Here is an 18317-nt window from a genome sequence, read left to right as displayed (position 1 = left end):
ATGTCGTTTCGCGTGGCCGCGGAGTGACTGGGCAGTAGACGGCGAATCACGAGCACTAGGTAGGCGGCAGTCGGCTCGTCCCTTGCGCCGATCGCGGCTTCGGCCTGCTCCAACAACTTCCACACGTCCGTTTCAGCTGTCTTCCCCTGCTTGGGGAGCCGCCTTGCACTCTCGTCCGACATTCCGACCTCCCAAGATCCCGTCGAAACGAGCGTGGCCGAGTCGACGCGTGGCCGCCTGGCGATTGACGACAATTGACTCGAAGGGCTCGGTCATAGTCTGCCGCAGCCCAGGGCCTCGATGACCGCGATATGCCACGATGCGTCTTACCGCTGCCTTCGCTCTTTCGCGCCGTTACACATTTTGTCGCGGGTCGACTCATGGGCTCGGATCCTGGACGCCCAGTTGTGACGCCGTCGTCAACGCGGTCGACCCTGACGTCGAAAGGTCCTTCTCAGGAGTCTGTCGTAGCGCTGGGCGTCCTTGACGCATGACGCGGAGGGCGGCGGGATGGCCGCGTGTCCGAGCCTGAGGTCGAGTCCCTGACGGCATTCGATCGAAGAGCAGCAGCATCGCCGCGGTTGGTGTCGTGTGCCTTGCCGAGGTAGTAAGTCGACGGGACTGGGTGGGTCGCAGGTTCGGGATCTGCTATTCGGCTGCCGCCGAGGTGCTGTAGGGCGTTAGCAATTCTTTAAGTCCCTAACAACCCATGAGTTCAGCGAGCTGCTGTTGGTCCTGTGTGCGGGCAGTTGGTTCCATGTCACACGCCTCCTGCACGGAGTCTGTTGCGTTCTCGAGTTGGGCTTCAGCGGCCTGCAGCTTGTCCACCTGGTCGGGACAGACAAAGCGGAAGTTGATCCGCAGCACATCCATTGGTTCTCCTGCGTCCTTCTGCAGGCTGGCGAACGTCGTCAGCTCCTCTTGGCTGTCATCGCACATGTCCCTTGTGAGCGCCTCAACCTTGGACATATCTAGGTCAGTGACGCCGGCAATAGCTAGCTCTCGGATCCACGCCGCCGTGTCGACTCCAGTCGACCGGCTCACCGTCGGCGACTTGTCTTGGCTACCTGCGTTCACGTCCTGATCTTCCGCGCCTTCTCCGCATGCACCCATCAGCCCCACTAGCAGCACCGCGAAAACACCCCGTCGGCTTTGCACGTCCCCCACCCTTCAACAGTGCCGCGTTCGGTGCGACGTTGGGGCAAACCCTAGGTGACGAAGCGGTCATCTCGGGTTATGCCCGCGGTCGCCGATGGTTTCACGTCTTGGCGACGCCGGTCGCTGCCAACGTGGGACTGTCTCGCTTTCGGCAAAGGCAGCAGAACCGGCGAGTAACTGGCTCAGTTCTTAATGCTCCTCGCAGCGTGACGACACCCGGCTCTAACTTGATGCTCAGTTCTTGGGCGCTGGCGCAGCCGCCGGTCCTATTAGGGCCAGGCCACGCCCTGACGGAACGTCGGCTCGGACGCAGGTCTTGCGGCACGTCTTACCGCCGCGAGCTGGACGCTGTTGCAGTGTCCGATTGGGCGAGTTGTTTCAGACCCTTGGCCCGCTGGCACCGCGCGTTAAGAGGCTCGCAGGCTTCGATGCCGGCCGGCATTGAAGTCTCTAGGCCCCCGGCTTACCGCCGGTAGGCCAGTCGTGATTCAGGAAAGTTCCGAGGTCGTCGTTGCCCCACCAGCCAGTCCGCGCCTTCGTCATCGCTACGACCAATCGCCTCCGACGCCACCACCACGGCTCGGCCGACCATGCCGTCACAAAGTTGGCGAACGTTCGCGCATGGTTCCGCAGCTCGTCCAGTTCAGGGCCTCGGTGTATCAGGTGAAGGTCACCGCGTCCGTCCTCCATGTCTGCCGCGATTCTCAAGGCATCCTTCTGCAGTCGCACTCTCCATTGCAGCGCTTCCTGCACGAACGCCCGGCCTTCCTTTCGAAGCTGAGGCAGGATGCGCCTTCCGTCCTGGTGAAGTAGGTCGATGCTCCACGCTCGTAGGCTGGTGTCGAACTTAGAGTCATAGTCGCGCATTAGGTCGGCGTTGCGGTGGCAGTAGCGCACCACGTGGAAAGAGTTGATGATCACGTCCGACGCGGCTGTGATTTGACGCTGCTTGAAGCCCTCCTTTCGCTGGACGTGCACGGTCCATGCGACCGCGATGAGGGCGGCGATGAGGGCGCCTAGTGTCTGGACCCATGTGGCTCCCCAGGTAGTCCACCAGCTGGTGGCATCCACTGGGCTCTCCGCCACGGTCACATTGACTCCCTGCTGCCTTGTCGACAATCCATCTTGCACTGTAGCCGGGCGGTGGTCGAGGCGCGTTCGGTTCACCCGACGCATCCCCCGGCCCATTGGCGCCAAGCGTCGCGGCGTGCGCCTCCTTGCGGGATAGGTGTTTCGTATTCGACACTGGCAACCTCAAACGACCGGAGCTGATGTTCCGCTTCTCCCGGATCATCCCCCAGTAGCGCATCTGTTGGTGAGGCCAAGGGAATCACAACCCCAAAAAAGCGGACCGCCGCAGGGCCGCGTCTTTCCGCCGCCTGTCGGGCTACCGCAGACGTTGGATAATGCCGTTGTCCGTGCGAGTCGGGATGCCGTCGATGACGCCGTGGGGGACTTGCCCCGGTTGTCACCATCTCCTGAGGCCGTGACGCGAGTCGTGCTGCGTCGGGGACACTTGGGGTAACACCGACCGCAGTTTTTGACAAGGAGTCAGCCGTGACCGAGGGAACCGTCCGCTGGTTCGACACAGATCGAGGGTTCGGCTTCATCGCCCTCGGGCAGGGGGCAGACGACCTCTACGTCCATGCGTCCGAGATCGTCAGCAACGACGCGATGAAGGTGCTCCGGGAGGGGCAGGTGGTCGAGTTCGAGATCGGCGAGGGGGACCGTGGGCCGCAGGCGCGGCGCGTCAGGGTCACGGCCGACCAGGCTGCCGATGCACCGCTGGGCGTGCTCGGCACCGTGTCCTGGTACGAGCCTGCCAAGGGCTACGGCTTCGCCACCCCCGACGGCGGTGGCGCCGAGGTCTTCGTGCACAGCTCGGCCATCGTGGGCGGCGGTGTGGTCTCGGAGGGGCAGCGGGTGGCGTTCCTCGTCGTCGACGGCGAGAGGGGACCGCAGGCTGACCACCTCCTCCCCCTGGGAGCCCAGGCCGCCCAGCAGGCAGTGGCCTCGGACGGGGCTGACGGCACCGTGTCCTGGTACGACGGCGACAAGGGTTTCGGGTTCATCACCCCCGAGTCGGGTGACCCCGATGTCTTCGTCCACGTCCGGGAGCTGGCCGACGGCCTGCTCGGGTTGGACGAGGGTGACCGGGTGACCTACGACGTCGTCATGAGCGACAAGGGCCCGCAAGCTCGCGGTGTGCGCCTCGCGCGCAGCTCCGCGCAGCGGGGCCCCGCGTCGTCGACGACCCGCGCCCGGTCGGGGCACCGTGGGGCGTCCGACGTCCCGGCACGCGGTGGCGAGGGTGTGGTCGCGCGGTATGACGCGGAGCGGGGTTTCGGGTTCATCACCCCGGACGCCGGCGGCGCTGACCTGTTCATGCACGTGTCGGTGATCCGGGACGGCGAGGAGCTGTACCAGGGCGACCGGGTCAGGTACCAGGTGCGACAGAGCGATCGAGGACCGCAGGCCGACCGCGTCGAAAGGGTGTGAGCGGAACGCTGCACCGCGCACGAAGGCTTTGACCCGTCAGGGCGCCGACCTCGACCTCAACGGGGTCGGCGTACCCGGATCGGGCCCTTGAACTTGCTCGGGTCGACGACCTGTCCGCCCTGGGTGATCTCGGCGCGCCCCGCTGCCACCAGCCGTCGGGCGGCCATCCGTGCCGGCTCCATCAGGTCGGACCAGTCGTCCGCACCGACGGCGCGCGCCGCCTCCGACGGGCACACCGACGAGCTGGCCGACCGCCCGTCCAGCAGCGACTCCAGGGACGCCTCGAGCTTTCGATCGACGTCGCTCAGGCCGTGCTTGCGGCAGCTGTCCGAGCACCAGCGCACCGAGTCCCAGTCGCGAGCCCAAGCCTTGCGCCAGGTGATGGTTCGACCGCACCGGGCGCAGGGCTTGGACGGCAGGGGAGGTCGGGCCATGTCACCAGTCTGCCCGAGGAGCGGAGCAGGCACCCGGGCGGTGGCCGGGCACCTGCCGGGGGCAACGCTGGTCGGGCTGTGCGGCGCAGTGGCAGGCTGGGCGGGTGACCACCATCAAGATCAACGCCATCACCGTCCCTGCCGGATCCGGCGACGAGCTCGCCCACCGCTTCGCCGCACGGGCCGGAGCGGTCGACGGTGCCGACGGCTTCGAGGGTTTCGAGCTGCTGCGCCCGACCGATGACCGGGAGCAGTGGCTCGTCATCACCCGCTGGCGTGACGAGGAGTCGTTCCAGGGCTGGGTGAGCTCGCCCGGTTTCGCCGAGGGGCACCGGTCGGCCGTCGAGCGCGCCGGCGGAGAAGCACCGCGTCCGGTCTCGACCCACAGCGAGGTCTGGAACTACGAGGTGGCGGGCGGCTCCACGCCGACGAAGGACTGAGCCGGACCGATGCCGCCGAGCCAGCCAGACTTCGAGCTGACGATGGACGAGCTGCGGGCCGTGGCCGCCTACGCCGCCGCGTGCGCCGAGCCGGCGCTCGTCCTGTTCACCAAGGCCGTGCCGGACGACCCACGCCCGTCCGCTGCGCTGGACGCAGCGAGGGCTTTCGCCGAGGGAGCGCCGCGTTCCCGGTTGCAGCGCGCGACGGCGGCGGACGCCCACCGCGCGGCGAAGGACGCCCCCGACGAGCCCGCCCGGCACGCAGCGACGGCCGCGGGCGATGCTGCTGCCGCGGCATACCTGCACCCGCTCGCCAACCACACCCAGCTCCGGCACATCCTCGGTGCGGCGGTCCATGCGGCGCGCGCTGGGGAGCTCTCGCGCGGTGAGGACCCGGTGGTGGCCGAGTACCTCCTCGACGCGTCGGCGAAGCGCGCCACGCCCGTGGTGCTCGACGTGCTGTCGCGCTACCCGCGGGCACCGAAGGGCCGCAGCCGCACCGCTGTCCTCACCGCCCGGCTCGACAGCCTGCTGCGCGACCCGCGCCCGGTCCCGCGGGTCGTGGACGACCCCGGTCCGTTCTTCCATGGCACCAGGGCGGACGTGTCGGTCGGGGACCTTCTGACGCCCGGCTGGCGGTCGAACTACGGCTCGCAGCGCCCGTCGAAGCACGTCTACATCACGTCCTCGGCCGAGGGCGCCCCGCTCGCTGCCGCGCTCGCCCGTGGCGACGGACCCCCTCGCGTCTACCGCGTCGAACCGCTCGGCACCATCGAGGACGACCCGAACGTCACCGACAAGCGCTTCCCTGGCAACCCCACGCGCTCCTACCGCACGACGGAGGCGCTGCGCGTCGTCGAGGAGGTCACGGACTACCCGCCCGCCGACCCCGCGCTCGTCGAACGGCTGCGGTCGCGGATGGGCGAGCTGGACGAGCTCGGCATCGAGGCCATGGACGACTGAGTCCTCATCAGGGGAGAGTGTGGGCCGTGCCGACGCTGGGAGGCTCTTGGGGGACAGGGGAGAAACGTGGTCAGGGATCGTTCGAGCGGTGCTGTCGAGGGCACGCACGTGTTCGTCGGACGCGTATGGGTCGCGGTCGTGCTCCCCGCGGCGATCCTCGCCGTCGGGGTGGTCCTCGTCGCCGCCACCGACCTCGAGGCAGGCGCGCTGGTGGTCTCGTTGCTGTTCGCCGTCCCGATGGTGCTGAGCTGGTGGAACTGCACGGTCGTGTCGAATGACGGTGTGCGGCTTCGTCGTTGGCTGCGGTGGCGCACGTTGCCGTGGTCAGGGCTCGCTGAAGTCGCCGAACCCGGCCGGGCTCGGCGCGGCGCCGTCGTCGGCGTCGTCACGGCCCAGGGTGAGCCGGTCGCGCTGGACGTCCCGGGGGCGCTGCACGCCGAGTTCGTCGAGTACGCCCTGGCGCACGGCTTGCCCCAGAGGTCCCGGGGCCGCTGAGACGCTGCCTACCGGTCGACCGACAGGCTCATCGAGCAGGTCAGGACATCGACACCCGCTCGACCAGGCGACTGCGCTCGTCGTCCGACAACGGCACCTCGACCTCGGTCAGCCACTCCTCGAACTCGCCCGGGCGCAGCGGTCGGTGCTCGGTCGGTCGGCCGGGGGAGCGGAGGGTGACGACCTCGTGGGTGAGCGTCACGTGGCGAGCAGGCTGGTGCCGCGTGATGATCACGCCGCTGCGGAAGTGGGAGTCGGGGAAGGTGCTCGTGTAGTGGTGCCCGATGACGACGTCGACCGGGCGCACCTCGAGCTCATCGGTGGTGTGCATGATCTCCCAGCCCTCGTCGCGCCGTCGCCACAACGCCCAGCCCGTGTCCGACCGGTGCACCCGGTAGGCCCACCCGGGCGCCTGCTCCTCCTCGGCCCCGTCGCGCAGCGGTATGGGGCGCAGCAGGCTCATCCCGAACTCCGGGTCGCAGAGCAGCCGCTCGCCGTCGAGAGCGACCTCGACGACCATGTGCGTGCGTCCCTGCTGGGTGCCCGCCTCGGGGTCGCCGACCCGGCCAAGGTGACGTCGCACGGCATACCCCATGCGCTCCAGGGCTGCGGCGAAGATCGTGCTGTGCTCGAAGCAGTAACCGCCGCGACCACGACCGACGAACTTCGCCTGCACGGCCGCGATCCCGACACCGGGGTGCTGCCCGAGGACGACGTCGATGTTGTCGAAGGTGAAGGTGCGCACGTGCGCCTCGTGCAGCTGCGCCAACGCCTCCCAGCTGGGCGGCGAGGCAGCGACCCCCAGACGCGTGAGGTACCCGTCGAGGTCGAGCGCGTCGATGTGCCAGTCGTCGTGAGGCACAGGCCCAGTCAAGCGCAGCTCAGCGGTTGGCGGCAGGCCCGGACCACGCGCCGGCCGCGGCCTTCTCGCCCTCGCGGGCAGCGGCTTCCACCCTCGCGCGGTGCTCGGCCCAACGACGCTCGTCCTCCTCGGACGGCGCGGACACCGCTTCGGCGGGATCCGGTGCCCAGTCGCCCACCCGGCCGTCGAGCTGTTCGCGCAGGACGTCCGCATGGCCGGCGTGCCGCGCGGTCTCGACCACCACGTGGACGAGGACCGAGTGCAGCGTCACCTCGGGCCGGGGCCACCACGACACGTTGCCGGGGGAGTCGAGGTCCAGCGCCGCGATGGTCTCGTCGGCATGGGCTGTCACCGCACGGTACGTCGACAGGATCTCGGCGCTGCTCTCGTCCGCCGTCGCCCACAGGTCGCCGTCCGCGGGCTGGTCGTCGTCCCACCACGGCAGGTGCGGGGTGAACGGCCTGCCGAACGACTCACCGAAGTACCGGGACTCGACGATCGCCAGGTGCTTGACCAGCCCGAGCAGGTTGCTGCCCGTCACGGTGAGCGGGCGCCGCAGGTCGTACTCCGAAAGTCCCTCGACCTTCCACAGCACCGACGCGCGCGTCCGGACGAGGTACCGGTGGAGCTTGTCCTTGTGGGTGTCGGTCATGGCTCCCACTGTGCCGCAACGGGGTGCCCCGACGGGAGCTTGCGCGTATGCAGGGAGGTGAGCGGGCCGGGTACGTCCCCGCCGGCCCGCTCACCGTCTGTGGAGGCCCCGCCGGGCCGACCCCCTACTCCTTGACACCGCCCTCGAGCGACCCGGAGATGATGCGCTTCTGGAAGATGAAGAACATCACCGCGACCGGGATCGTCATGAGGACTGCTGCCGCCAGCTTGAGTGGGTACCGGTTGCCGGCACCGAGCGCCCCGGTGAGCAGACCGGCCACACCCGTGGTCAGGGTGTTGAGCTCGGGGGACTGCCGGGAGATCAGGAAGTGGCCGAGCTCGTTCCACGAGGACTGGAACGAGATGATCGTGATGGTGATGAGCGCGGGCTTGGCGATCGGCAGGACCACCGACCAGAACGTCCGGAACGGACCGCACCCGTCGAGGCGCGCGGCCTCCTCGAGGCTGACCGGGATCGACTCGAAGAACTGCTTCATGATGAAGATGCCGGCCGCATCCGCGAGCAGCGGCAGGATCATCGCGGCGAACGTGTCGTAGATGCCGATCTGCTTGAGCACCAAGAACTTCGGGATGAGCAGGACGACGCCCGGGACCGCCATCGTCGCGATCAGCGCGGTCGTGACCAGGCCGCGGCCACGGAACTTCATCCGTGCCAGGGCGTAGCCGGCGAGGCTGTCGAAGAAGACCCGACCCGCGGTGACGAACACGGTCACGATGACCGAGTTCCGGGCCCACAGGGCGAAGTCCTGCTCGAACAGCGCGCTGTAGGCGGCGGTCGAGAAGGTCGACGGGAAGGGGTTCAGCGGCGCCGCCGTCGCGTCCGGGTCGGTCTTGAAGCTCGTGCCGACCTGGATGACGAACGGGTAGAGGTAGAGCAGGGCGAAGACCGTCAGCAGCGTGTAGCCGAGCGCCTTGAGCACCGTGGCACGCGTGGCGTGCGCACTGCGCGGGGAGGCGCTGACGACGGTGCTGGTGTCCGCGTCGGAGCGGGGCGTGGTCTGGGTGCTCATGACATCGGTCCCGTCGTCGAGGTGGCGCTGGTGGTGCCGACCGTCGCCTGCCCGAGGGCCCGCTGCGGGCCGGGGTTGACCGGGCCGGGGGTGGCGGGGCCACCCCCTCGCTTCCACGGCTTGCGCCGCGGGGTGTCGCGATCTCGCAGCAGCAGCCACTGGATGCCGGTCATCACGAGGATGATCCCGAAGAGGATGAAGGACATCGCCGTGCCCTGGCCCCACTCGCCGTTGTTGATCGAGCTGTCGTAGGCGAGGAAGGCGGGCGTCAGCGTCGTCTTGCCGGGGTTGCCCTTGGACATGATGTAGATCTGGTCGAACACCTGCCAGGTGCCGATCAACCCCAGGGTCAGCACCGTGAACAGGGTCGGCTTGAGCTGCGGGATGACGACCGACCAGTTGGTGCGGATCGGGCCGGCGCCGTCGATCGACGCAGCCTCGTAGACGTCACCGGGGATGCTCTGGAGGGCGGCGAGGAACAAGAGCATGTAGCCACCGGCGGAGACCCAGATGACCAGGAAGATGATCGTGCACATCGCGATCGACGGCCCGGACACCCAGTCCCACCAGGTGAGGCTGAAGAAGCCGTTGTCCGTCATCGACGCCGGGCCCTGGCCGTCCTTGCCGATCCCGATCCCGTTGAGGACGAGGTGGCCGATGCCACGCGGGTCGGCGAACCAGTTCGGGCCCTTGATGCCGACGAACGACAGCAACGCGTTGACGGTGCCGGCCCCGGCGAACAGGAACAGGAACACCGACGCGATCGCGACCGAGCTCGTCACGGAGGGGAAGTAGTAGGCGGTGCGGAAGAAGCTCAGGCCCTTGAGCCGTCGCTGGTTGAGCAGCAGCGCGAGCGCGAGCGCGAGGACCGTCTGGATCGGCACCACGAGCAGCACGTAGTAGAAGTTGTTGCGGATCGAGGTCGCGAAGTCGCTGCGGGCCAGAGAGTCCTCGCCGATCAGCTGCTTGTAGTTGTCCGCGCCGACGAAGTTCACGGTCCCCGCCAGGGGAGAGCCGCGTCCAGCCCAGTCGCTGATGCTCACCCAGAAGGCGATGAGGATCGGGAACACGAGGAACAGTCCGAGGATCACGATCATCGGGGTGATGAACAACCACCCAGAGCGTGCCTCGGCGGCCTTGGCCGAGTTGGTACCGCGTCGCATGGGACCCCTTTTGGTCGCGTCGATGCCCCGTGGTGCCCACGGGAGAGGCGGTCGGCCCGCCCCGTGGTGCCGCGGGGCGAGCAGGGGCTCGCCCGGCGGCTGGGTGGAGACGGTGCCCGCGCGGAACGGGGGAGCCTCGCGCGGGCACCGGGTCTGGCTACTTCAGGACGGCTTCGCCGTTCTTCTGGAGGCGCTCGAGCATCCCCTTCGGGTCAGCGCCCGGCAGGCCGGCGAGCTGGGTGTCGAAGTCCTTGAGCACCGGGTCCATGCCGGCCACGGTGACCGGGCCCTGGGCGTACTCGGCGCCGGCGAGGAACGCCGCGTCGTCCGGGAACGCCTCCTTGTAGCCGGCCTCGGCGGACTTGATCGGCGGGATGACGCCCAGGCCCTTGGCCAGCGCCAGGGACGGCTCGGCCGTCGAGAGGTAGTTCACGAGGTCGATCGCAGCAGCCTGGTTCTTGCTGTCCGCGGCGATGCCGTAGCACTGGGTGAAGCTCAGCGTGCCCTTGCCGGCCGGGCCCTCCGGGAGCTCGGCAGCCATGTACTTGACGTTCGGGAAGTCGGCCTTGAGGGCGCCCTTGATCCAGTTGCCCTCGATGGTCATCGCGGTCGAGCCCTTGCCGAAGGCCTCACCGCCCCATCCTGCGTCGACACCCTTCGGGAAGGCGGTCGTCTTGCTCGCGAGGAGCTTCTGGACCTCCTTGAGGCCCGCGAGGTTCTCGGGGGAGTCCGCGGTGACCTGGGTCTGGTCCTCGTTGACGATCCAGCCGCCGGCCTGCTTCATGAAGGCGCCCACGCGGTCACGGGTGTCGCCGATGACGAGGCCGACGTGCTTGTCGGTGGTGAGCTTCTTGGCGACGGCCTCGAGGTCCGCCCACGTCTTCGGGACGTCGGCCTCGGTGAGGCCGGCTTCCTTCCACATGTCGGTGTTGATGATCAGGGCGAGTGCGGAGAAGTCCTTCGGGGCGCAGTACAGCTTGTCCTCGTAGGTGAAGGTCTTGGTCAGGCCCTCGTAGAAGTCCTCCTTGTTGGCGAGCTTGTCGCCGTAGGGGAACAGGTTGCCGGCCTTCGCGTAGGTCGGGAACACGTTGGCGTCGGTGAAGAAGACGTCCGGCGGCGAACCGGCCGCGAAGCCCTGGCTCAGCTGCTGGTTCATGTCGGAGGCCGCGACGATCTCGACCTTGTTGCCGGACTTGGTCTCCCACGCCTTGACGGTGTCCTGCTGGAGCTTGACGTCAGCCGGGCCGTTGGACGTGATCATGAACTTCAGCGTCACGGGTCCGCTCTGGCTGCTCGGCGAGGCGCTGGAGCCCTCGTCGAAGCCGCCGCCGCCCGAGCAGGCGCCGAGGACCAGGGCCCCCGCGGTCAGGCAGACCGCGAAGGCGGTCCGGGTGGGGCGGTTCCTGTATGGCGTCATGGTGTGTCCTTTCGACGGCCGTGTGCCGTGCCAGTGGTGTCCGGATCGGTGGCCGTCCGGGGTGGGTGGGGGGTGCGGGTGCTGCTGGAACGAACCGTGAGCTCGGGAGTGAGCAGGACCGGTTCGGTGCTTCGGGGGGACAGGAGCATCTGCCAGGCGGTGCGGGCCGCCTCGGCGATGGGCTGTCGGATGCTGGTGACGGACAGGGCCTCGGCCACGTCGGTGTCGTCGAACCCGACCACCCCGACGTCCGGGCCCAGGGCCAGCCCGGCGTTGCGGGCAGCGCGGACGGCACCGAGGGCGAGCATGTCCGAGGCGCACACGACGGCGCTGCCGGGACCGAGGCGGGCGAGCAGCCGCTCGGCGGCGGCGGTCGCCTGGTCGAGGTCCTGGACGGACTCCTCGGCCTCGGCCTCGTCGGGGTCGCTGCGTCCGGCGTCCGCCAGGCCGGCGAGCCAACCGCTGCGGCGGTCGTCACCGACGGGGGAGCCCGACGGCCAGCCGAGGAAGCCGATCCGGTCGTAGCCGGCCTCGACGAGGTGGGCCACGCCCTGGCGCACACCGGCGCCGCCGTCGACGTCGACCCACTGGTGCAGGTCGGGCAGGTCCCACACGCGGCCGAAGGACACGAAAGGGACGTCGTGGTCGAGGAGCCACTGCGGTCGGGGGTCGCCGCGCCGGGTGTCGGCCAGCACGAACCCGTCGACGAGGCCGGTCGCCAGCGTCTGGCGGTATCCCTCGATGACGTCCTCGGCGTCCGGGGCGAACACCATGAGGTGCGAGCCGTGGTCGGGGGCGGCGACGGTGAGCTGGACGAGGAACTCGTCGAGGATGTGCCCCATCTTCCCGTGGCCCGAGGGGTTCACCTCGAAGCCGAAGGCGGCGGCCTTGCGGCGACGCAGCTGCTGGGCGGTGACGTGGGGGGTGAAGCCGAGCCGGGCGATCTCCGCACGCACCCGCTCGAGCGTGGGGGCGGCGACCTTGTCCGGGCGGTTGAGGACGTTGCTCACGGTCTGGCGGGACACCTGGGCGGCACGGGCGACGTCGACGATGGTGGCGCGCGTCGACGGCGTCGCGGCGACACCCGTCAGTCCCGTCATCGGCTCGCTCCCTTGCGATGTGATCGTTCAAATCCGAAGGGGTTTGAACGTTCCAATAAAAGCGAGCATGCTCTACGCACCCGGCGTCGTCAAGAGCATGATGGGATGGCACGCCGGAACCGACCGAGCCCCGGGACGTCGTTCCACGACACGGTCCACAGCTCGCTGACCTGCCCTGACGTCAACGGAGAGAAGGCCCACAGGTGTCCGACCACGAGTCGCCGGAGGTGTCCGACGCGGCCGTCCCGCCGCGCCAGCCCTGGCTCCACCAGCTCAACATCTGCGCCAACGGCAATGCCACGGCGTTGTCCGGGACCTGTGGCGACATCGAGCCCTCGACCTCGCACGGGCTCTACGTCGACGACGTCCGCGTGCTCGGCACCGCGACCGTCCGCATCGACGGGGAGGCCCCGGCGTTCGTGGCGCAGGGAGCCAGCGGTGCCCGCGCGGAGTTCGTGCTGTCGGCGCGCAACCTCGGCAACCCCGGCCCGGACCCGACGGTGGAGGTGCACCGCACCCGACTGCTCGAGGACGGGGCCATGGTCGAGCGCCTGGTCCTCACGTCCCGCGCCAGCGAGACCGTCACCGCCACGGTGGCCGTCGAGCTCGCGGGCGACGGCGCCCCGATCGGCTCGGTCAAGGCCGGCCACGTGGTCCACCCCGCCGTGGCGCCGTCCCGCGACGGGGACGCCCTGGTCTTCTCCTTCGAGCGGCACACCGGCCGGGTCGAGTTCGACCCCGCGCCTTCCGCCGTCGTCGTCACCGACGACCGGGCCGTGGTCGAGCTGGAGATGTCGGTCGAGCCCGGGGGCAGCACCGTCGCCACGATGCGGGTCGAGGCGACCCGCGACGCGGCGTCGGTCCTCGACGCCGACCCCGGCCACTCCGCCGTGTCCTGGGACTCGGTCGAGGTCGTCGCCGACGACCCGCGACTGCGCCACCTCGTGGAGCACGCGATGGACGACCTCCAGCACCTCCTGCTGCGCGACCCCGACGACGCCGCTGACGTCTTCGCCGCAGCCGGAACCCCTTGGTACCTCACGCTTTTCGGCCGCGACTCGATCTGGGCCGCCCGCATGATGCTGCCCTTCGGCACCGACCTCGCCGGCGGCACGCTGCGGGTGCTCGCACGCCGCCAGGGCAAGGTCGTCGACCCCCGCAGCGCCGAGGCGCCGGGCAAGATCCCCCACGAGCTGCGCCGCACGGCATACCTCGATCCCGAGAGCGGGCTGGCACTCCCGCCGGTCTACTACGGCACGGTCGACGCCACCGCGCTCTGGGTGACGCTGCTCGTCGAGGCGTGGCAGTGGGGGATGGCCGAGGACGAGGTCCGCGCCCTCCTGCCCAACCTGCGCGCCGCCCTCCAGTGGCTCACCACCGACGGGCGTCCCGACGACGATGGCCTCCTCAAGTACCTCGACACCTCGGGCACCGGCCTGGCAAACCAGGGGTGGAAGGACTCCGGGGACTCGATCCGCTGGCGCGACGGGCGCATCGCCGACGCCCCCATCGCCCTCGTCGAGGCGCAGGCGTATGCCGTCGAGGCGCTCTCCGGCGCGGCTCGCCTCCTGCGCGCCCTGGGCGAGGACGGCGGCGACGACGCGGAACGCCAGGCCAAGGAGCTCCGCGAGCGGATCGCCGACCGCTTCTGGGTGCAGACCGACGCCGGGCGCTACCTCGCCATCGCGCTCGACGGCCACGGCGACGCTGTCGACGGGCTCGGCTCCAACATGGGCCACGTGCTCGGCACCGGGGTGCTCACCGAGGCCGAGTCCGCCTCGGTCGCCGCCCAGCTGACCGGGGAGGAGCTCCTCGACGAGTTCGGCATCCGGACCATGGGCAGCGGGAACGGCGGGTTCAACCCCATCGGCTACCACACCGGGTCGATCTGGACCCATGACACCGCCATCGCGGCGCTGGGCCTGGCGCGAGAAGGACATCGGGCCGAGAGCGCCCTCGTCGCCAAGTCGCTCGTCGCCTCCGCCGAGGCCTTCGACTACCGCTGGCCCGAGCTCTACTCGGGCCTGCCCATGATGGGGCGGCCCTCGCCCTACCCGGCCTCCTGCCGTCCGCAGGCGTGGTCCGCGGCGTCCGCCGGCGCGCTGGTCACGGTGGCCCTCGGGCTGCGGGCCGACGTCCCGGCCGGGACCATCGACATCGACCCCGTCGTCCCGGCGCCGTTCGGGGCGCTGCGCGTCGAGGGCCTTCGGGTCGGGGACGCCACGGTCACCGTGAGCGTTGACCGGGACGGACAGGTCGACGTGACCGGGGTGCCCCAAAGCATCGAGGTCAGGGTGCGTGGCGGCAGGGCCTAGCGCCACCGCTTAGACTCAGTCGCTTGCCCGATGCGGTGACCCGTCCCATGGACCTCGGACGGTGGACCGGGCGAACCGACTGCGTGAAAGGACGGCCCCGCGTGGGACTGCTCGAGACGATCAAGAGCCCCGCCGACCTCAAGGCGCTGCCTGCGCCCGAGGTCACCGAGCTCGCCGAGGAGATCCGCTCGTTCCTCGTGGAGTCGGTGTCCAAGACCGGCGGGCACCTCGGGCCGAACCTCGGCGTCGTCGAGCTGACCATCGCGCTGCACCGGGTCTTCGACAGCCCCCGCGACACGATCGTCTTCGACACCGGTCACCAGTCCTACGTCCACAAGCTGCTCACCGGCCGCCACGACTTCAGCAAGCTCAAGAAGCAGGGAGGGCTCTCCGGCTACCCGAGCCGCGCCGAGTCCGAGCACGACGTCGTCGAGAACTCGCACGCCTCGACGGCCCTGTCCTGGGCCGACGGCATCGCCAAGGCGCGCCGCCTCAAGGGCGAGCGTGGGCGCCATACGGTCGCGGTGATCGGTGACGGGGCACTCACCGGAGGCATGGCGTGGGAGGCGATCAACAACATCGCCGCCGACAAGGACCTGCCGCTGACCATCATCGTCAACGACAACGAGCGCTCCTACGCCCCGACCATCGGGGGCCTCGCCGAGCACCTCGCCACGCTGCGCACGACGCGCGGGTACGAGCGTTTCCTCGACTGGGGCAAGAACACGCTGCACCGCACCCCCGTCGTGGGCGGCGCGATGTACGAGACGTTGCACGGCATGAAGAAGGGCATCAAGGACATCGTCGCCCCGCAGGGGATGTTCGAGGACCTCGGCCTGAAGTACCTCGGCCCCATCGACGGGCACGACGAGCCCGCGGTCGAGGCGGCGCTGCGCCGGGCGCGCGCCTTCGGCGGCCCCGTGCTCGTCCACGTGATCACGCAGAAGGGCCGCGGCTACGACCCGGCCATCAACGACGACGCCGACCAGTTCCACGGCGTCGGCAAGTTCAACCCCGAGACGGGGCTGCCGTTCGAGGTCAGCGGCCGCATCTGGACCGACGAGTTCAACGACGAGATGGTGGCCCTCGGTGCCGAGCGGCCCGACCTCGTCGCGCTCACCGCGGCCATGCTCATCCCCGTGGGCCTGGACGGGTTCGCCGCGGCCTACCCCGACCGCGTCTTCGACGTCGGCATCGCCGAGCAGCACGCGACGACCATGGCGAGCGGGCTCGCGTTCGCCGGGCTGCACCCCGTGGTGGCGGTCTACGCGACGTTCCTCAACCGGGCGTTCGACCAGCTGCTTATGGACGCGGCGCTGCACCACGCCGGGGTCACGTTCGTCCTCGACCGCGCCGGGGTCACCGGTAGCGACGGTGCGTCGCACAACGGCATGTGGGACATGGCGATCGCCTCCATCGTGCCCGGCCTGCGCCTCGCCGCCCCGCGCGACGGACAGCAGGTCCGTATGCAGCTGCGCGAGGCCGTGGACGTGGCCGACGCCCCGACCGTGATCCGGTTCCCGAAGGGCGACGTGGGGGAGCCGGTGCCGGCGGTGCGCCAGGTGGGTGCGCTCGACGTCCTGCACGAGACCTCGACGGACGGCTGCGACGTGCTCGTCGTCGGTGTCGGGGCGTTCGCCGCCCTGTCGGTCGAGGTGGCGCAGAAGCTCGAGGCCCAGGGCCTGCGGGTCACTGCCGTCGACCCGCGCTGGGTGCTGCCCGTGAGCGACGACCTGGTCGAGCTGGCGCGCTACGCCGGTGCCGTCGCGGTCGTCGAGGACAACCTCGTCACGAGCGGCGTGGGGGTGGCCGTCACGGTCGCCCTCCGCGCGGCGGGGCTCGAGCAGCCGGTGCACCTGCACGGCATACCGAAGTCGTTCCTGGACCACGCCTCGCGCGGTCAGCTCCTCGACGAGCTGGGGCTCACCGCCGACGCGGTGGCGACGTCGCTGGCGACGCGCCTGCACTGAGCCGCCGCAGCCGCAGCGCCAGCTGCAGCTCCAGGGCGGGATCCGGCTGCTGCCAGTGCGGTCCGAGCAGTGCCGCGATGCGTTCGAGGCGCTGGCTGACGGTGTTGACGTGCACGTGCAGCTGCGTCGCGGCGTGCCGCGGGCTGCCACCGGCGTCGAAGTAGGCCTGGAGCGTCTTGACCAGCTCGGACCCACGCTTGGCGTCGTAGTCGAGCAGCGGGCCGAGGTGGTCGGTGACGTACCCGTCGACGTCGGGGGCCGAGCCCACGACGAGACCGGCGAAGCCGAGGTGGGCCGAGCTCGCTCCGGTGCCGCCGAGCCCGAGGGACTCCAGCGCCTGCACGGTCCGCACCGCCTCGGCCCAGGTGGCGGGCACGTCGTCGGCGAGGCTGACCGGTCCGGCGGCTCCGACGCTGACCCGGCCCAGTCGCCCCAGGCGACGGGCGAGCTCACCGGCGGACTGGTGGGCGTCGTCGGAGGGCACGAGGGCCACGACACGTCCGTCGTGCTCGCCGACGACCGAGTCGGGACCGGCGGCGGCGTGGGCGGCGAGCAGCAGGGTGCGGCGCGGCACCGTGTCGTCCGCGTCTGCCACGAGCACGGCGTGGGGGACCGAGGGGTCCACGCCCTCGCCGCGCGCGCGGGACGCCAGGGCCTGCGGGTCGCCGCGGCCGCTGACGAGGTCGGTCACGAGGTCGGTGCGCACGCGCTGCTCGGCCTCGGCGGCGGTGCGCTCGAAGAGCAGGACCAGGGCAGACACGACCGAGGCGCGCTCGACGGTGCGCCGGTCGGCGTCGTCGAGGACCCCCACACCGCCCAGGACCAGCACGCCGAGGGGGGTCTGCGGTGCCTTGACGCCGATGGCCCACCGGTCGCCGGCCGGGTCGTGGGCGAGCCGCCCGGACGCCTGGGTCATCCGGACGACGGCCGAGTCGGTGAGCGAGCCGGCGCGGGCGTCGTCGGTCGAGGGTGCGTCGCCGTGGGTGCTCAGGCACTCACCCTCGGAGCCGAGCAGCACCACCCAGCCACCCAGCAGGTCGCCGAGGGCCTTGGTGATGTCGTCGACCCCGCCACCGGCCAGGACGAGCTCGGCGAAGCGGTCGTGAGCAGCGGCGGCCCGCTCCACACCGGCGGTGTGGCGCCGGACCTCGTCGGCGCTGCGGGTCTGGACGATCGAGACGGCGGCCAGGGCGGCCAGCGACCCGAGGAGGGCGACCTGGTCGGGGGAGAACGGCCGGGGTGAGCGGTTGGCCGCGAACAGCACCCCGACGAACTCGTCCTCGACGGTCAGGGGAGTCCCGCAGATGGACACCAGGCCCTCGTCGCCGACCGCGCTGTCGATGGTCCCCGTGTGCTGGAACCGGTGGTCGTTGAGGTAGTCCGCGCTCCAGTACGGCTTGTGGGTCGAGGCCACCAGCCCGCCGAGCCCGTCGCCGAGGGAGAGCCGCACCGTCTGGAACTCCACGGACACCGAGCCGTCGGTGGCCCGCATGAAGGTGTCGCCGGCCTCGGGGTCGTACAGCGTGAGGTAGGCGACGTCGGTGCCGATGAGGGTCCGGGCGCGGCGGACGATGGCCTCGAGGATCCCGCTGGGGTCGCGCAGGGCGGCGAGGTCGCGGGCGGTCTCGACGAGGGCGGTGAGCTCGGCCTCGCGGCGCCGACGCGAGTCGAACGCGGCACGCACCCGCAGCGCCAGCTCGCGGGCCTCGCCCCCGGGGTCCCGGACGCCACCGAGCTCCGACGCGGGAGCACCCTCGGCCAGCAGGCGCAGGAGGGTCATCGCTGAGTCGTCGTGGGCGTCCATCGAGTCGGATCCTAT

16 protein-coding genes are annotated in these 18317 nt (G+C 70.2%); 6 read left to right on the top strand and 10 right to left on the bottom strand.

The window, feature by feature from the left end:
• Positions 1-699: 699 nt before the first annotated feature.
• Both ABD286_RS02855 and ABD286_RS02850 read right to left on the bottom strand, forming a co-directional pair.
• On the bottom strand, positions 700-1167 hold the full coding sequence (locus tag ABD286_RS02855) for a hypothetical protein (RefSeq protein WP_344190052.1): 468 nt from the start codon (positions 1165-1167) through the stop codon (positions 700-702).
• A 441-nt stretch (positions 1168-1608) separates the two neighbouring features.
• Positions 1609-2229: a hypothetical protein gene (locus tag ABD286_RS02850; RefSeq protein ID WP_344190050.1), complete on the bottom strand. Its 621-nt coding sequence runs from the start codon at positions 2227-2229 to the stop codon at positions 1609-1611.
• Between the two features lie 486 nt (positions 2230-2715).
• Between ABD286_RS02850 and ABD286_RS02845 the strand changes: the two genes are divergently transcribed.
• Entirely contained in the window at positions 2716-3657 is a 942-nt protein-coding gene (locus ABD286_RS02845) for a cold-shock protein (protein WP_344190048.1), read from the top strand.
• Positions 3658-3713: 56 nt separating this feature from the next.
• Here ABD286_RS02845 and ABD286_RS02840 read toward each other — a convergent pair whose 3' ends face one another.
• Positions 3714-4091, bottom strand: coding sequence for a DUF3253 domain-containing protein (locus ABD286_RS02840; RefSeq protein ID WP_344190046.1), 378 nt, complete (start codon positions 4089-4091; stop codon positions 3714-3716).
• 104 nt (positions 4092-4195) lie between these two features.
• On the opposite strand from ABD286_RS02840, the gene ABD286_RS02835 reads away from it, so the two are divergent.
• The 3 genes from ABD286_RS02835 to ABD286_RS02825 all read left to right on the top strand — a co-directional run bounded on the left by ABD286_RS02835 (position 4196) and on the right by ABD286_RS02825 (position 5989).
• Entirely contained in the window at positions 4196-4531 is a 336-nt protein-coding gene (locus tag ABD286_RS02835; protein ID WP_344190044.1) for an antibiotic biosynthesis monooxygenase family protein, read from the top strand.
• A gap of 9 nt (positions 4532-4540) precedes the next feature.
• Complete coding sequence (gene arr, locus ABD286_RS02830) at positions 4541-5494, top strand: NAD(+)--rifampin ADP-ribosyltransferase (RefSeq protein WP_344190042.1); 954 nt, start codon at positions 4541-4543, stop codon at positions 5492-5494.
• A 66-nt stretch (positions 5495-5560) separates the two neighbouring features.
• Positions 5561-5989, top strand: coding sequence for a PH domain-containing protein (locus tag ABD286_RS02825; protein ID WP_344190040.1), 429 nt, complete (start codon positions 5561-5563; stop codon positions 5987-5989).
• 40 nt (positions 5990-6029) lie between these two features.
• Here ABD286_RS02825 and ABD286_RS02820 read toward each other — a convergent pair whose 3' ends face one another.
• The 6 genes from ABD286_RS02820 to ABD286_RS02795 form a co-directional block, all read right to left on the bottom strand.
• Positions 6030-6851, bottom strand: coding sequence for an arylamine N-acetyltransferase family protein (locus ABD286_RS02820; RefSeq protein ID WP_344190038.1), 822 nt, complete (start codon positions 6849-6851; stop codon positions 6030-6032).
• A 19-nt stretch (positions 6852-6870) separates the two neighbouring features.
• On the bottom strand, positions 6871-7503 hold the full coding sequence (locus ABD286_RS02815) for a DinB family protein (protein WP_344190036.1): 633 nt from the start codon (positions 7501-7503) through the stop codon (positions 6871-6873).
• A 124-nt stretch (positions 7504-7627) separates the two neighbouring features.
• Positions 7628-8533 (bottom strand): carbohydrate ABC transporter permease, encoded by a 906-nt coding sequence (locus ABD286_RS02810; protein WP_344190034.1) that lies wholly within the window; start codon positions 8531-8533, stop codon positions 7628-7630.
• The gene (locus tag ABD286_RS02805; protein WP_344190032.1) at positions 8530-9696 is read right to left on the bottom strand and encodes a carbohydrate ABC transporter permease; all 1167 of its coding nucleotides are present in this window, start codon (positions 9694-9696) and stop codon (positions 8530-8532) included. The genes ABD286_RS02810 and ABD286_RS02805 overlap by 4 nt, the downstream gene beginning before the upstream one ends.
• Positions 9697-9853: 157 nt before the next feature.
• A complete protein-coding gene (locus ABD286_RS02800) occupies positions 9854-11113 on the bottom strand; it encodes a sugar ABC transporter substrate-binding protein (protein WP_344190030.1) in 1260 nt (419 codons plus the stop codon).
• On the bottom strand, positions 11110-12213 hold the full coding sequence (locus tag ABD286_RS02795) for a LacI family DNA-binding transcriptional regulator (RefSeq protein ID WP_344190028.1): 1104 nt from the start codon (positions 12211-12213) through the stop codon (positions 11110-11112). The genes ABD286_RS02800 and ABD286_RS02795 overlap by 4 nt, the downstream gene beginning before the upstream one ends.
• A 203-nt stretch (positions 12214-12416) precedes the next feature.
• Here ABD286_RS02795 and ABD286_RS02790 point away from each other — a divergent pair, with 203 nt between their 5' ends.
• Entirely contained in the window at positions 12417-14528 is a 2112-nt protein-coding gene (locus tag ABD286_RS02790; protein WP_344190026.1) for an amylo-alpha-1,6-glucosidase, read from the top strand.
• Between the two features lie 101 nt (positions 14529-14629).
• Entirely contained in the window at positions 14630-16498 is a 1869-nt protein-coding gene (gene dxs, locus ABD286_RS02785; RefSeq protein WP_344190024.1) for a 1-deoxy-D-xylulose-5-phosphate synthase, read from the top strand.
• Here the strand turns inward: dxs and ABD286_RS02780 are convergent.
• Positions 16452-18302, bottom strand: coding sequence for a helix-turn-helix domain-containing protein (locus ABD286_RS02780; protein ID WP_344190022.1), 1851 nt, complete (start codon positions 18300-18302; stop codon positions 16452-16454). The genes dxs and ABD286_RS02780 overlap by 47 nt on opposite strands.
• Positions 18303-18317: the final 15 nt, after the last annotated feature.

Source organism: Pedococcus aerophilus (assembly GCF_039532215.1).
GTDB lineage: Bacteria > Actinomycetota > Actinomycetes > Actinomycetales > Dermatophilaceae > Pedococcus > Pedococcus aerophilus.
Note: the sequence above shows the minus strand (reverse complement) of the source record. Positions and strands in the feature narration are given on the sequence as shown.